This window comes from Isoptericola sp. BMS4, assembly GCF_011634835.1.
Classification (GTDB): Bacteria; Actinomycetota; Actinomycetes; order Actinomycetales; family Cellulomonadaceae; genus Isoptericola.
In genome coordinates this window covers 1-14,188 of sequence record NZ_SIRP01000001.1, presented here as the reverse complement: position 1 = coordinate 14,188, position 14,188 = coordinate 1, and the positions used below count along the sequence as shown (strand labels likewise).

General features: G+C 73.5%; 13 protein-coding genes and 1 pseudogene. 10 read left to right on the top strand and 4 right to left on the bottom strand.

What is annotated here, in order from left to right; all coding sequences use genetic code 11:
* Window positions 1–107: 107 nt before the first annotated feature.
* The 5 genes from EYB28_RS00070 to EYB28_RS00050 all read left to right on the top strand — a co-directional run bounded on the left by EYB28_RS00070 (window position 108) and on the right by EYB28_RS00050 (window position 6,518).
* Entirely contained in the window at window positions 108–1,754 is a 1,647-nt protein-coding gene (locus EYB28_RS00070) for an ABC transporter substrate-binding protein (RefSeq protein WP_166843795.1), read from the top strand.
* 20 nt (window positions 1,755–1,774) lie between these two features.
* Window positions 1,775–2,818 carry an ABC transporter permease gene (locus tag EYB28_RS00065; protein WP_166843793.1) on the top strand — a complete coding sequence of 348 codons (1,044 nt, stop codon included), beginning with the start codon at window positions 1,775–1,777 and terminating at the stop codon, window positions 2,816–2,818.
* Complete coding sequence (locus tag EYB28_RS00060; protein ID WP_166843791.1) at window positions 2,818–3,861, top strand: ABC transporter permease; 1,044 nt, start codon at window positions 2,818–2,820, stop codon at window positions 3,859–3,861. Before EYB28_RS00065 ends, EYB28_RS00060 begins: the two co-directional genes overlap by 1 nt.
* Window positions 3,858–5,531, top strand: a complete 1,674-nt coding sequence (locus EYB28_RS00055; RefSeq protein WP_166843789.1) for an ABC transporter ATP-binding protein — start codon at window positions 3,858–3,860, stop codon at window positions 5,529–5,531. Before EYB28_RS00060 ends, EYB28_RS00055 begins: the two co-directional genes overlap by 4 nt.
* Before the next feature lie 93 nt (window positions 5,532–5,624).
* On the top strand, window positions 5,625–6,518 hold the full coding sequence (locus EYB28_RS00050; RefSeq protein ID WP_166843787.1) for an HdeD family acid-resistance protein: 894 nt from the start codon (window positions 5,625–5,627) through the stop codon (window positions 6,516–6,518).
* Here the strand turns inward: EYB28_RS00050 and EYB28_RS00045 are convergent.
* The gene (locus EYB28_RS00045; RefSeq protein WP_370459414.1) at window positions 6,423–7,280 is read right to left on the bottom strand and encodes a CPBP family intramembrane glutamic endopeptidase; all 858 of its coding nucleotides are present in this window, start codon (window positions 7,278–7,280) and stop codon (window positions 6,423–6,425) included. The genes EYB28_RS00050 and EYB28_RS00045 overlap by 96 nt on opposite strands.
* 158 nt (window positions 7,281–7,438) lie before the next feature.
* Here EYB28_RS00045 and EYB28_RS00040 point away from each other — a divergent pair, with 158 nt between their 5' ends.
* From EYB28_RS00040 to EYB28_RS00025, 4 genes are read left to right on the top strand one after another with little or no spacing between them, the layout of a single operon-like run.
* Window positions 7,439–8,083: a hypothetical protein gene (locus EYB28_RS00040; RefSeq protein WP_166843785.1), complete on the top strand. Its 645-nt coding sequence runs from the start codon at window positions 7,439–7,441 to the stop codon at window positions 8,081–8,083.
* On the top strand, window positions 8,076–8,375 hold the full coding sequence (locus EYB28_RS00035) for a transcriptional regulator (RefSeq protein WP_166843783.1): 300 nt from the start codon (window positions 8,076–8,078) through the stop codon (window positions 8,373–8,375). The genes EYB28_RS00040 and EYB28_RS00035 overlap by 8 nt, the downstream gene beginning before the upstream one ends.
* Window positions 8,372–9,298: an ABC transporter ATP-binding protein gene (locus tag EYB28_RS00030; RefSeq protein ID WP_166843781.1), complete on the top strand. Its 927-nt coding sequence runs from the start codon at window positions 8,372–8,374 to the stop codon at window positions 9,296–9,298. Before EYB28_RS00035 ends, EYB28_RS00030 begins: the two co-directional genes overlap by 4 nt.
* The gene (locus EYB28_RS00025) at window positions 9,295–10,089 is read left to right on the top strand and encodes an ABC transporter permease (RefSeq protein WP_166843779.1); all 795 of its coding nucleotides are present in this window, start codon (window positions 9,295–9,297) and stop codon (window positions 10,087–10,089) included. The genes EYB28_RS00030 and EYB28_RS00025 overlap by 4 nt, the downstream gene beginning before the upstream one ends.
* 171 nt (window positions 10,090–10,260) lie before the next feature.
* Here EYB28_RS00025 and EYB28_RS00020 read toward each other — a convergent pair whose 3' ends face one another.
* From EYB28_RS00020 to EYB28_RS00010, 3 genes are all read right to left on the bottom strand, one after another.
* Window positions 10,261–12,777, bottom strand: a complete 2,517-nt coding sequence (locus tag EYB28_RS00020) for a cation-translocating P-type ATPase (protein WP_166843777.1) — start codon at window positions 12,775–12,777, stop codon at window positions 10,261–10,263.
* Window positions 12,778–12,962: 185 nt separating this feature from the next.
* Window positions 12,963–13,328: a heavy-metal-associated domain-containing protein gene (locus EYB28_RS00015; protein WP_166843775.1), complete on the bottom strand. Its 366-nt coding sequence runs from the start codon at window positions 13,326–13,328 to the stop codon at window positions 12,963–12,965.
* Window positions 13,329–13,354: 26 nt separating this feature from the next.
* Window positions 13,355–13,699, bottom strand: coding sequence for a metal-sensitive transcriptional regulator (locus EYB28_RS00010; RefSeq protein ID WP_166843774.1), 345 nt, complete (start codon window positions 13,697–13,699; stop codon window positions 13,355–13,357).
* A gap of 106 nt (window positions 13,700–13,805) precedes the next feature.
* On the opposite strand from EYB28_RS00010, the pseudogene EYB28_RS00005 reads away from it, so the two are divergent.
* Window positions 13,806–14,188, top strand: a pseudogene (locus tag EYB28_RS00005) (deaminase); the annotation flags it as partial.

Below are 14,188 nucleotides of genomic sequence, written 5' to 3'. Positions count from 1 at the left end.
CCCACGACCGTGACCTGGGCGACTCGACGGTGTGCTACAAAGCCCGCATCGTGACCTGGGCCGGGTGACGACGCCGCGGCCCGAGCTGGAGAGAGGGAACCCCTGACATGACCACGAACCGAGCCTCACGAAGGCTGTTCGCTCCGGTGGCGGGCGCCGCCGCCGTGGCGCTGGCACTCACCGCCTGCTCGGGCGGGTCCGGCGGGACCGGCGACGACGGCGAGGGCGGTGGCGGCGGCGGGTCGCTCATCGTCGGCACCACCGACAAGATCACCTCCCTCGACCCCGCGGGGGCGTACGACAACGGGTCGTTCGCGGTGATGAACCAGGTGTATCCGTTCCTGATGAACACGCCGTACGGCAGCCCGGACGTGGAGCCGGACATCGCCGAGTCGGCGGAGTTCACGGCGCCCAAGGAGTACACGGTCACGCTCAAGCCGGGCCTGAAGTGGGCCAACGGCAACGACCTCACCTCCTCGGACGTGAAGTTCACCTTCGACCGGCAGCTCGCGATCGCCGACCAGAACGGCCCGTCGTCGCTGCTGTTCAACCTCGACAGCGTCGAGGCGCCGGACGACACGACCGTGGTGTTCCACCTCAAGAGCCCGGACGACCAGACGTTCCCGCAGGTGCTGTCGTCGCCGGCCGGGCCGATCGTCGACGAGGACGTGTTCTCGCCCGACGCGCTGACGCCCGACCAGGAGATCGTGGACGGCAACGCGTTCGCCGGCCAGTACGCCATCTCGAGCTACGAGGTCAACCGCCTCGTCACCTACGAGGCGTACGACGGCTACGAGGGCGTCCTCGGGGAGGCCAAGACCCCGCAGGTCAGCGTGAAGTACTTCGCGGACGCGTCGAACCTCAAGCTGGAGGTCCAGGACGGCTCCGTGGACGTCGCGTTCCGGTCCCTGTCGCCCACGGACATCGAGGACCTCGAGGGCAACGACGACGTGCAGGTCGTCAAGGGCCCCGGCGGCGAGATCCGCTACGTCGTCTTCAACTTCGACACGCAGCCGTTCGGGGCGAAGCAGCAGGACGCCGACGAGGACAAGGCGTCCGCGGTCCGCCAGGCCGTCGCCCACCTCATCGACCGCGAGGCCCTCGCCGACCAGGTCTACAAGGGCACGTACGCCCCGCTGTACTCCTTCGTGCCGGACGGCCTGACGGGTGCCGCCGAGCCGCTGAAGGAGATGTACGGCGACGGCCAGGGCGGCCCCGACGCGGCCGCGGCGAAGAAGGTGCTCTCCGACGCGGGCGTCTCCACGCCGGTCGAGCTGGACCTGCAGTACTCGAACGACCACTACGGTCCGTCGTCCGGCGACGAGTACGCCCTCATCAAGGATCAGCTCGAGGCCGACGGCCTCTTCAAGGTCAACCTGCAGACCACGGAGTGGGTGCAGTACTCCAAGGACCGCACCGCCGACGTCTACCCCGCGTACCAGCTCGGCTGGTTCCCGGACTACTCCGACGCCGACAACTACCTCACGCCGTTCTTCCTCGAGGAGAACTTCCTGGGCAACCACTACGCCGACCCGGAGGTGGAGAAGCTCATCCTGCAGCAGGCGTCCACGCCCGACGAGGCGCAGCGCACCGCGCTGATCGAGCAGATCCAGGAGCTCGAGGCCCAGGACCTGTCGACCGTGCCGTACCTCCAGGGCGAGCAGGTCGCGGTCGTCGGCGCCGACGTCACCGGGGCGGAGGACACGCTCGACGCGTCGTTCAAGTTCCGCTACGGCGCGCTGGCCAAGGGCTGAGCCGGGGCTGAGATCCGTCCGTGGCTTCGCGTAGCACGGCAGGGAGCGCACTGGGTCGTTACGTCCTGGTGCGCTTCCTGCTCATCATCCCGACCGTCTTCATCCTGGTCACCACCGTCTTCGTGCTCATGCGCGCGACCGGTGACCCCATCACGGCCGCGCTGGGAGGGCGGCTGACCCCCGACCAGCTCGCCGAGCGCATCCACGCCGCCGGCTACGACCGGCCGATCCTCGCGCAGTACTGGGAGTACCTGACCGGCATCTTCACCGGCGACTTCGGCAGGACGATCAGCGACAACCGGCCGGTGGTCGAGATCCTGTCGCAGTACGGCACGGCGACCCTCGAGCTGGCGACGTACGCGGTGCTGGTGGCGCTCGTGCTCGGCATCCCGTTCGGCATGGTCAGCGGGTACTTCCGCGACCGGCTGCCGGACGCCGTCCTGCGCATCCTGGCGATCCTCGCGTACGCGACGCCGGTCTTCTTCGCCGGCCTGCTGCTCAAGCTGATCTTCTCCGTGTGGCTCGGCTGGTTCCCCGTGGCGGGCCGCGTGTCCACGGACGGGGAGATCGCGATGCAGGTCGCGGGCGCCGACTCCGGCTTCATGCTGGTCGACGCGTTCCGCACCGGCGACCCCGCCGTGGTCCTCGACGTCCTGTCGCACGCGGTGCTGCCCGCCGCGGCGCTGGGACTGCTCACCGCCGGCGTGTTCCTGCGCCTGGTGCGCACCAACATGATCAGCACGCTGGGCGCGGACTACATCGACGCCGCCCGGTCGCGGGGCGTGCGCGAGAGCCGCCTCGTGCGCAAGCACGCGTGGCGGCCCGCGCTCATCCCGATCATCACCGTGGCGGGCATGCAGATCGCCATGCTGCTCGTGGGCGCCGTGCTCACGGAGACGACGTTCGAGTGGCGCGGGCTGGGCTTCCAGCTCGCCGAGTACCTGCAGGCGCGCGACTTCGTCGCCGTGCAGGGGATCGTCGTGCTCATGGCCGTGGTGGTGGCGGTGACGAACTTCCTCGTGGACGTCGTCGCCGCGCTGGTCGACCCGAGGGTGAGGTACTGATGAGCGCCGGAGAGATCAGCAGCGTCGGCACGGCCGGCGTCGCACCCGAGCACCTCGGCGGCAGGGGCGCCTGGTTCAGGCGCCTGCCCGTGGTGCACCAGCTGCGCCAGAGCGTGGGCCTGCAGCGCGGCATGCTCGTCGCGGGCCTCGTGCTCACCGGGCTGTTCGTCCTGGTCGCGGTCCTCGCGCCCCTGCTCGCGCCGTACGGCTGGTCGCAGCTGCGCGACCTCGACGGCGCGTTCGGGGCGCAGATGCCGCCGTCGGCCGAGCACTGGTTCGGTACCACGGTCGGCGGCTACGACGTGTTCTCCCGCGTGGTGTGGGGCGCGCGGACGGCGCTCCTCGTCGTCGTCGTCGCGGTGGCGTCCTCGATCGTCGTCGGCGTGCTGCTGGGCCTCGTGTCCGGGTACTTCGGCGGGTGGCTGGACCGCGTGCTCGTGGTGATCGCCGACGCGGTCTACGCGTTCCCGTCCCTGCTGCTGGCGATCCTGCTGGCCATCGTCATCTCGGGCGGGCAGTCGAGCATGTGGGGCGGCATCCTCGCCGCCGCGCTGTCCATCACCGTGGTGTTCATCCCGCAGTACTTCCGGGTGGTGCGGGCCGAGGTCGTGCGCGTCAAGGCCGAGGCGTTCGTCGACTCGGCGCGCGTGCTCGGCACCGGCAGCTGGCGGATCATGACCCGCCACGTGCTCCGCAACTCGACCCGCACGCTGCCGCTGATCGTCACGCTCAACGCGTCGGAGGCGATCCTCACGCTCGCGGGCCTGGGCTTCCTCGGCTTCGGGATCGAGCCGACGGCCGCGGCGGAGTGGGGGTACGACCTGCAGCGTGCCGTCGCGGACGTGACGTCCGGCATCTGGTGGACGGCGCTCTTCCCCGGTCTGGCGATCGTGATGGCCGCCATGGGCATGACGCTGATGGGCGAGTCGCTCAACGACCTGGCCGACCCGCGGCTGCGCTCGCGGGCCCGGTCCTCGCAGGTCGCGGGGGACGTCGCCGAGACGTCCGTCGAGGACGGCCCGACGAAGGGAGAGCGCGCATGAGCACCGTCGCGTCGATCACCGACCTCGCGGTCTCGTTCGCCACCGACGCCGGCCCGGTCCGGGCGGTCGACGGCGTGAGCCTGGACGTCCGGGAGGGCGAGGTGCTCGCCGTCGTGGGCGAGTCCGGCTCCGGCAAGACCGTCACGGCCAAGACGCTGCTCGGGCTGCTGCCCGAGACGGCGACCACGCGCGGGGCCGTCGTGCTCAGCGGGCGCGACGGCGGGACGACCGACCTCGTCCGGGCGTCGGCCGCGCAGCTGCGCGCCGCCCGTGGCCGCGACGTGGCGATGGTCTTCCAGGAGCCCTCCAGCGTGCTCAACCCCGTGCAGACGGTGGGTTGGCAGATCGCCGAGGGCCTCCGCGCCCACGGGGACGTGCCGAAGAAGGAGGCCCGCCGGCGGGCGATCGAGGTGCTGCGGCAGGTCGGCATCCCCGACCCGGAGCACCGGGTGGACCACTACCCGCACCAGTTCTCCGGCGGGCAGAAGCAGCGCGTCGTCATCGCGATGGCGCTGGTGCTGAACCCCGGGCTCATCGTCGCGGACGAGCCGACGACGGCGCTCGACGTCACCGTGCAGGCCGAGATCCTCGACCTGCTGCGCCGCCTGCGGGACTCCACCGGCACGGCCATCGTGCTGATCACCCACAACATGGGCGTGGTCGCGGACCTGGCCGACCGGGTCGCCGTGATGTTCCAGGGCAAGGTCGTGGAGCAGGCGCCCGTCGAGGAGCTCTTCGCCGACCCGCAGGCCGACTACACCCGCGCCCTCCTCAAGGCGGTGCCGCGGATCGGCGAGGGCACGGCGCGCGCCGTCGAGCGGGCGGCCGGACGGCCGGACGGCTGGGCGGAGTCCGACCCGGTGGTCCGGGCGGAGCACCTGACCGTCACGTACCCGGGGCGGTTCCGGCAGCCCGCCTTCACCGCCGTGGACGACGTGTCCCTGGACATCCGGCCCGGCGAGGTGCTCGGCCTGGTGGGCGAGTCCGGGTCGGGCAAGACGACGATCGCGCGGGCGATCGCCGGCCTGACGCCCGTCTCGGACGGGTCGCTGCGGGTGCTCGGCACCGAGATGCGCGGCGCTCGGACGCGGCGGCTGCGGCCGATGCGCACCCGTCTCGGCTTCGTCTTCCAGGACCCGGGCACGTCGTTCAACCCGCTGCTGACCATTGCGGAGTGCGTGGCCGAGCCGCTCGTGGTGCACGGGCGGTTCGCGTCGCCGCGGGCCGCGCGAGGGCGGGTGGACGAGCTGCTCGAGGCGGTCCAGCTGCCGCGCAGCTACGGCGACCGGTTCCCGCACGAGCTCTCCGGCGGGCAGCGGCAGCGCGCGTCGCTCGCGCGCGGCCTGGCGCTCGAGCCCGAGCTCCTGGTCGCCGACGAGCCGACGTCGGCCCTGGACGTGTCCGTCCAGGCGCGGGTGCTGGAGCTCTTCGCCGAGCTGCAGGCGGAGCTCGGCTTCGCCTGCCTGTTCGTGTCGCACGACCTGGCCGTCGTGGACCTCCTCGCCGACCGGATCGCGGTGCTGTACCGCGGGCGGCTCGTCGAGCAGGGCACGGGCGAGCAGGTGCTCGGCAGCCCCCGCGAGGACTACACCCGCCGGCTGCTGGGCTCGCTCCCCGTGCCGGACCCGGTGGAGCAGGCACGCCGGCGCGAGGCGCTCCTGCACGGCTGACGGCGTCCCCCTGCCCGCCTCTCGACGGGCAGGGGGCGCCCCCGCTCCCTACAGTGGCCGCAACGGGACGGCGCTGAGCACAGGGGGTTGCGCATGACGGACCAGGAGACCGGGGGCGAGGCACCGCCCGCGGAGGTGCGGGACGAGCCGACGACGGCACGCAACCCGTTCCGGCGGGTGTGGTGGCTGCCGGTGGTGCGCGGCATCGCCTTCGTGGTGCTCGGCCTGCTGCTGATGATCGAGCCGCTGGCCGAGCTCGAGGTGCTGCGCCTGGTCGTCGGGGCGTTCCTGGTCCTGGACGCGGTGCTGGTGCTCGTGCAGTGGTTCGTGCACCGCACGCAGCTGGGGTCGGCCTGGTGGCTGGCGCAGGCGGCCGTCAACGTGGTGTTCGGCGTGGCCGTCGCGTTCTGGCCGGACCTCGGCGCCACGCCCCTCTACTACGTCCTCGCCGTGTGGACGATCGTGCTCGGCATCGTCGCCGTCGTCGGGGCCGCCGGGCTGGCGCGCAACCGCGACCTCGGGTGGCCGTGGCTGCTGACCTTCGGGATCACCGCGGCGCTGTTCGGCCTGCTGCTCGTGACCCGGCCGCTGGACTCCCTCGACGTGCTGCGCCTGGTCACCATCGTGTTCGCGCTGTTCGCGTTCGTCGCCGGGTCGATCCACGTGGTGTCCGGCTTCGCGGTGCGGTCGGTCGCGCGCGAGCTGGCCGAGCTGCGGGAGCAGGCCGAGTCGATGGGCGCCGTCGTCACGGGCGGGTCGGTCCTCGGCGCCGCCAACCCCCAGGTGGGGCCGGGCCGGCACGCGGCCGGCGGGGGAGCGGCGACCGCCGCCCGTCCGGCCGCCGAGCCCGCCGTCGAGTCCGCCGGCGAGCTGACCGGGGAGCCGCCCCGGTCAGAGACCGAGCGCCTCCTTGGCGCCCGCGGGCAGGAGGGCGTAGCCCACGAAGGCGACGACGTCGAGCAGGGTGTGCGCGACGACGAGCGGTAGCACCCGGTGCCGGCCCCAGCGGCTGGTGTAGAACCAGGCGAAGACGACGCCCATGACGACGTTGCCGACGAACGGCCCGATGCCCTGGTACAGGTGGTACGAGCCGCGCAGCAGCGCGCTCGCCACCACGAAGCGCACCCGGTGCCACCCGAGGTCGCGCGTGCGCTCGTGCAGGTAGGCGACGGCGACGACCTCCTCGAGCAGCCCGTTCTGCAGCGCCGCGAGGACGAGCACGGGCACGGTCCACCAGGCGCTGTTCAGGGCGCTGGCCTCGACGGCGACCGTGATCCCCAGCAGCCGCCCCAGCAGGTAGAACGCCAGCCCGGGGATGCCGATGGCGGCGGCCAGGGCGACGCCCCACGCGAGGTCCCGGCCCGGTCGTGACCCGCGCAGGCCCCAGTCGAGGCCGATCCGGCGGCGGGTGCCGAGCCACGTCGCCGAGGCGCGCCCGCTGAGCAGGTACAGGGCCAGGGCGACGGGGACGAGCGCGAAGAAGACGCCGAGGAGCTGGTACACGAGGTCGAGCAGCGAGCGCTCCGACTGGCTCGCGTTGAGGGTCGCCGACTGCTCCGCCAGCGGGGTGTCGGCGCTGAGCCTCGCGATGATGTTGACGACGGCGTAGACGGCGCTCTGCCCCAGGCTCAGCCCGAGCACGATCCAGATCTCCGCGGCCGCCCGCCGGCGGTCCGAGGGGGTCGTGGCGGGTGCCGCGGGGCCCGGCGGGGTCCAGCGGCGGGCGGTGGTGGTCTGCGCGTCGGGCACCGTCCGGTTATAGCACCCCTCCCTGCACGTGTTGTGGGCGCGAGTTTGGCGCTATTCCGTCGGGAATAGCGCCAAACGCGCGCCCACAACGCCCGGGGGCTGGCGCCGTAAGATCGGGCATGGCAGAGTAGTTTGCAGTGCAAACCTCGGAGGAGCTCATGAACGACCTCGACCCTGCCGCCTCGCTGCGCATGATCCGCGAGAGCCAGGAGCAGGCCCGCACCGGGACGGAGCCGGACGTCCGCCTGCTCTACCTGGTCTGGGGGATCGCCTGGGCCGTCGGGTACACCGTCCTGTGGACAAGTGCCCGGGGGGCCGGGGGAGCGCCGTCCGGCCCCGGGTTCGCGGTGTTCTTCGCCCTGCTGGGGGTGGCGACGGCGATCACCATCGTCCACACCGTCCGGCGCAGCGCCGGCACCCGGGGGCCGAGCACCCGTGCCGGCGCGATGTACGGGTGGTCGTGGATGCTCGGCTTCCTCGCCTATCCCTTCATCATCTCGGGCGTGGCCCGGGCCGGCGCGTCGGACGAGGTCATCGGGCTGATCGCCAACGCGCTGGCCTGCGTGATCGTCGGGCTGATGTACCTCGCGGGCGGTGCTCTCTTCTGCGACTCGGGCGTGTTCGTCCTCGGGCTGTGGATACTCCTCGTCGGTGGCGTCGCCACCGTGGCAGGCATCCCCGGCAGCTACCTGCTGCTGGCCACCGCCGGCGGAGGTGGGTTCCTCGTCATGGCCGTCCTCGCGCACGTCGTCCAGAGGCGCCGGCGCGCCGCCCTCGGCGAGGGCGGGACGGCCGATGACTGAGCTCGACGCCGTCATCCACGCGCCCGCGCGCCTGCGGGTCGTCTCGACGCTCGCCACCCTGCCCCACGACGACGAGATCGCGTTCCCCAAGCTCCAGAAGCTGCTCGACATGACCGCCGGCAACCTGTCCACCCACCTGCGCAAGCTCGAGGAGGCCGGGTACGTGCGCGTCGCCAAGACGTTCGCCGGCCGCAGGCCGGTCACCTACCTCGCGCTCACCACCTCCGGTCGGCGCGCGTTCGAGGACTACACCGCCGCCCTCACGGACCTGCTGAAAGGAGCACGGGCATGACCGCCATCCGGATCGACCACGTGACACGGAGGTTCGGCGGCGTCGTCGCGCTCGACGACGTGTCCCTCGACGTCGCGCCCGGCGAGCTCGTGGGGCTGCTCGGGCCCAACGGCGCCGGCAAGTCCACGCTGCTCTCCCTGGTGAGCGGCCAGCGCCGGCCCGACGCCGGCACCGTGCGTCTGCTCGGCGGCGACCCGCGCGACGCCCGTGCCCGCCTGGGGCTCGGGCTGACGCCGCAGGAGACCGGCCTGCCCCCCACCCTGCGGGTGCGGGAGGTCGTCGACTTCGTCGGCGGCCACTACCCGGACCCCGTGCCGACGGCGGAGCTGCTCGACCGGTTCGGCCTGGCCGAGGCGGCGCGCAAGCAGACCGGCGCGCTGTCGGGCGGGCAGAAGCGCCGGCTCGCGGTCGCGCTCTCGCTCGTCGGCCGCCCCCGCGTGGTGCTGCTCGACGAGCCCACCACGGGCCTCGACGTCGGCGCCCGCCAGGCACTGTGGGACGCCGTCCGCGAGTACCACGCCGACGGCGGCACCGTGCTGCTCACCAGCCACTACCTCGAGGAGGTGCAGGCCCTCGCGGAGCGCGTCGTCGTCATCGACCGCGGCGTCGTGCGCGCCGACGACACGCTCGACGCGATCCTGCGGCAGGTGTCCCTGCGGCGCGTCGTGCTGACCAGCCCGCACGACCTGTCCGGCTGGCCCGGCGTCGCCCGCAGCGAGGCCGCCGGCCCCGCCGCGGCCGACGGCGAGCGGCAGACCCTCTTCACGCCCGACGCCGACGCGCTCGTCCGCGACCTCGTGCGGGCCGACGTCGCGTTCCGGGACATGGAGATCCGGGGCGCGAGCCTCGAGGAGGCGTTCGCCGAGATGGTGGCCGACCCTGCCGCGCCGGCCGCGGCCGCCCTGGAAGGAGCGGAACGATGAGCACGACGACCACGACGGCGGCGCCGTCCGCGACGACGGTGAACCCCGCCCGGCTGACGTGGCTGCACCTGAGGTACCAGTTCGTCGAGACCGTGCGGATCCCGATGGCGGTGCTCGGCAACGCGCTGTTCCCCGCCCTGGCGATGTTCTTCTTCGTCGTCCCGCAGACCGACGTGGCGCAGAACCCGGAGTGGGCGACGATGGCGGTGGCCGGGCTGTCGTTCTTCGCCGTGTGCTCCGCCAGCCTGTTCACCTACGGGCTGGGCGTCGCGGAGGACCGCCAGCTCCCCTTCGACCCGTACGTGCGCTCCCTGCCCGCCGGCCCGGGGCCGCGCATGGTCGCCCGAGTCCTCAACGGCGCGATCTTCGCCCTGTTCGGTCTGGTGCCGCTGATCGTCATCGCGTGGCTGTTCACGGCCGCGTCGGCGACCCTGCTCCAGGTCCTCGCCGGGGTCGGCATCATCCTGGTGTGCTCGGCGCCGTTCGTGCTGCTCGGCATGGCCATCGGGTACTCGCTCACCGCGAAGGCCGCGCTGGCCGTCGTGCAGGTGGTCCTGTTCCCGCTGGCGTTCGCCGGCGGGCTGTTCCTGCCGCCGATGATGTTCCCGTCGTGGCTCGACGCGATCTCGCAGGCCACCCCGACCCGCGCCGGTCGTGACCTGCTGGTGCAGGCGCTCACCGGCGAGCCCGCCTACGCCCTGGCCTGGCCGGTGCTGCTCGGCTGGACGGTGGTGTTCGCCGCCCTCGCCGCGTGGGCCTACCGCCGCGACGAGGGCCGCCGCTTCCGCTGAGGTCCGGGTCGGGGCGGCGACGGCAGCGTTCCGCCGGGCCGGTTCACGAGGGCGCTCGGGTGGGGACTCGCGCCGAGAGGCTGGTCGGGCCTGGCGGGAGCCGAGCGAGGGACGAGCGAGGCGGATGGCGCGCCTCGCGGCGAGAGTCCCCACCCGAGCGCCCGGTCGCCCTCAGCCCGCCCGGCGCAGACGCAGCGAGTTGCCGACGACGATGACGGACGACGCGGCCATGGCGGCCCCGGCGATCATCGGGTTGAGCAGTCCCGCGGCGGCGAGCGGGATCGCGGCGACGTTGTAGGCGAACGCCCAGAACAGGTTCTGCTTGATCACCCGCAGCGTGCCCCGGGACAGGCGCACCGCCGTCGGGACGGAGCGCAGGTCGCCGCGCACCAGCGTGAGGTCGCCGGCCTCGATGGCGACGTCGGTGCCCGTGCCCATGGCCAGCCCGAGGTCGGCGGTGGCCAGGGCGGCGGCGTCGTTCACGCCGTCGCCGACCATCGCCACGACGTGCCCCTCGTCCTGCAGGCGCCTGACGACGTCGACCTTCTGGTCGGGCAGCACGCGCGCGATCACGTCGTCGTCGGCGATGCCGACCTCGCGGGCGGCGACGCGGGCCGCGCCCTCGCCGTCGCCGGTGAGCAGCACGGGCCGCAGCCCGAGCTCGCGCAGCTCGGTCACGGCCTGGGCGGACGTCGGCTTCACGGGGTCGCGCAGCACGATCATGCCGCGAGCGGCGCCGTCCCAGGCGACGACGACGGCGCTCGCCCCGGTGGACTCCGCCTCGGCGAACGCCGCGGCGAGGTCGTCGGGGAGCGTGACGCCTTCCCGGTCGAGCCACGCGGGCTGTCCGACGAGGACCCGCCGGGCGTTGAGCCCGCCGTCGGGTGCGAGCCCGGAGTGCGCGCGACGTACGACGGCCTCGACCCCGCCGCCGGGCGTGGCCCGGAAGTCGAAGGCCTGCAGCGACCCGATCGCGACGCCGTCGGCCCCCGCTCCTGTCGAGTTGTCAGGCCCTGCGCGGTGCATGTCCCGCGCGGGGCCTGACAACTCCGTAGCGGCGTCGGTGATGGCGCGGGCGATCGGGTGCTCGCTCAGGGCCTCGACGGTGCCGGCGTAGGCCAGCACCTCGTCCTGGCGCGAGTTGTCAGGCTGTGCGCGGCGTATACCTCGCGCAGGGTCTGACAACTCGGTGGCGACGACGCGCTCCACCCGCATGCAGCCCTGCGTGACGGTGCCCGTCTTGTCGAGCACCACGGTGTCGATGCGGCGCGTGGACTCCAGGATCTCCGGGCCCTTGATGAGCACGCCGAGCTGGGCGCCGCGGCCCGTGCCGACCAGCAGCGCCGTCGGCGTCGCCAGCCCGAGGGCGCAGGGGCACGCGATGATCAGCACCGCGACGGCGGCGGTGAACGCGAGCTGGACGTCCGCGCCGACGAGCAGCCAGCCGACCAGCGTCAGCACGGACAGCCCGAGCACGATCGGCACGAACACCGCCGAGATCCGGTCGGCGAGCCGTGCGACCGGGGCCTTGCCGGTCTGCGCCCGGGCGACGAGCCGTCCGATCTGCGCGAGCGTCGTCTCGGAGCCCACGCGGGTGGCGCGCACCAGCAGGTGCCCGGACGTGTTGACGGTCGCGCCGGTGACGGCGTCGCCCACGCCGACGTCCACCGGCACGGGCTCGCCGGTGAGCAGCGAGGTGTCCACGGCGCTGGCGCCCTCGACGACCTCGCCGTCGGTGGCGACCTTCTCGCCGGGGCGGACGGCGAAGACGTCGCCGACCGCCAGCTCCGCGACGGGCACGCGCTCGGTGAGCCGGGCGCCGTCGGGCCCGACGGCGGGGGAGCCGTCGGCGGCGAGCCGCACCCGCTCCGCGTCCTTGGCGCCCAGCTCCAGCAGGGAGCGCAGGGCGTCGCCGGCGCGGCGGCGGGAGCGGTGCTCCGCGTAGCGCCCGGCGAGCAGGAACGTGGTGACGACGGCGGCGACCTCGAAGTACAGCTCCGGCGTGCCGTGCGCGGCGGACGGGAGCAGGGACGGGCGCATCGTCATGCCGATCTCGCCGGCGCCGCCGAGCAGCAGGGCCCACAGCGACCACAGGGTCGCGGCGACGACGCCGAGGGAGACGAGGGTGTCCATCGTCGACGCGCCGTGGCGTGCGGCCCGGGCGGCCGCCGTGTGGAAGGGCCACGCGCCCCACGTGACGACCGGCAGCGCGAGCGCGGCGACGAGCCACTGCCAGCCCGGGAGCTGCAGCGCCGGGATCATCGACAACGCCACGACCGGCACCGTGAGCACGGTGGACGCCCGCAGGCGGCGGCGCAGGTCCGTGCCGCGCGCATCGACGGCCGGTGCGGGCGCGCCGGCGTCGACGTCCGGGGCGGGCTCCTCGGCGGCAGCAGGGGTCGGGCCGGCGTCGGGCGCGGCGGCCGGGGGAGGGGCGGTCTCGTGACGCCCGGTGACGTGGGCGGTGTAGCCGGCGGCCTCGACGGCGGCCAGCAGGGCCTCGTCGTCGACGGGCCCGGTGAGCTCGACGTGCGCGCTCTCCAGCGGCAGGTTGACGGTGGCGGTGACGCCGTCGACGCGGTTGAGCCGCTTCTCGACGCGGGCGACGCAGGAGGCGCAGGTCATGCCCTCGATCGCGAGGTCGATCTCGGCGTGCGGCCACGGGGGCGACTGGGTGGGGGTGCTCATGTGGGTGACTCCGGAGAAGCTGAGAAGGAGATCACCCGCGACGTTCCGGGGCGACGGTGTCGCGGTGGGGGCGCCGGCCCGGGGGGTGCGGGTCGGCGCGGCGCGGAGGGTCTGCGTCGCCGGGAGCGGCGCGACGGGATGGCAGACGGTCCGCGGGGAACGACGGCGGTGCGTCGTCGGCGCGGTCAGGCGCGCGGCGGGACCGCCAGGTCGTACGTCTTCCGCGCGGGCGCGGCGTCGGCGGTGCCGCAGCCGCAGGCGCAGTCGTGCGCCTCCTGGCGGGCGGGCGCCTGGGCGGCCTGCTGGGCGGCGAGGGCGTCGGTCTGCACGGCGACGCTCGCGACCTCGTACCCGGCCTCGTCGACGGCCTCGCGCAGGGCGGCCTCGTCGAGCGGGGTGTCGGAGAAGACGGTCACCTCGGAGGTGCCGCCGGCGTGCAGCTCGACGCTGACGTCCGCGACGCCGGGCACGGCGGAGACGTCCTTGGCGACGTGGGCGACGCAGTTGCCGCAGGTCATCCCGGTGACGCCGAGGGTGGTGACGGTGCTCATCGGTGGGTGCTCCTTCAGGAGGGTTGTCAGCTACGGACCAGGCGGCCGATGGCGTCGGCGGCCTCCTTGACCTTGGCGGCGCCCTCGGCCTCGGACTGCCGGGCGGCGTCGACGACGCAGTGGCCGAGGTGGTCCTCGACGAGCGCGACGCTGACCGACTGGAGGGCCTTGGTGACCGCCGACACCTGCGTGAGGATGTCGATGCAGTACACGTCCTCGTCGATCATGCGCGCGATCCCGCGGACCTGGCCCTCGATGCGCCGCATGCGCTTGAGGTAGGCGGCCTTGTCGGACGCGTAGCCGTGCGGGGCGTCGTGCTCGTGCGCGTCGCCCTGCGCGACGGCGTCGGCGGGTGCGGTGGTGTCGGTCATGCGGCGAGCATACCCCTAGGGGGTAAGGGGTGCAATGGTGCGGCGATCGATGAGTCCGGCGCGCCCACGTCGTCCACCCCTCACCACCACTCACGAAGGGAACCACATGGGTCAGTTGCTGAAGGTCCAGAACTTCGCCGTCTCGACCGACGGGTACGGCGCCGGGGAGCACCAGAGCCTCGAGCGCCCGTTCGGGTCGGTCGACCCCGAGGCCCTGCACGCCTGGGCCATGGCGACCGCGAGCTGGCCGGGCCGCACCGAGCCGGGGGGCGGCCGGGGGCTCGACGACCACCTGGTGCGGGACTTCGACCGGAACATCGGGGCCGAGATCATGGGCCGCAACAAGTTCGGGCCCCAGCGGGGTCCGTGGGCCGACCACGACTGGCGCGGCTGGTGGGGCGACGAGCCGCCGTTCCACACCCCAGTATTCGTCATGACGCACCACCCGCGCCCGTCGTTCACGTTGTCGGACACCACGTTCCACTTCGT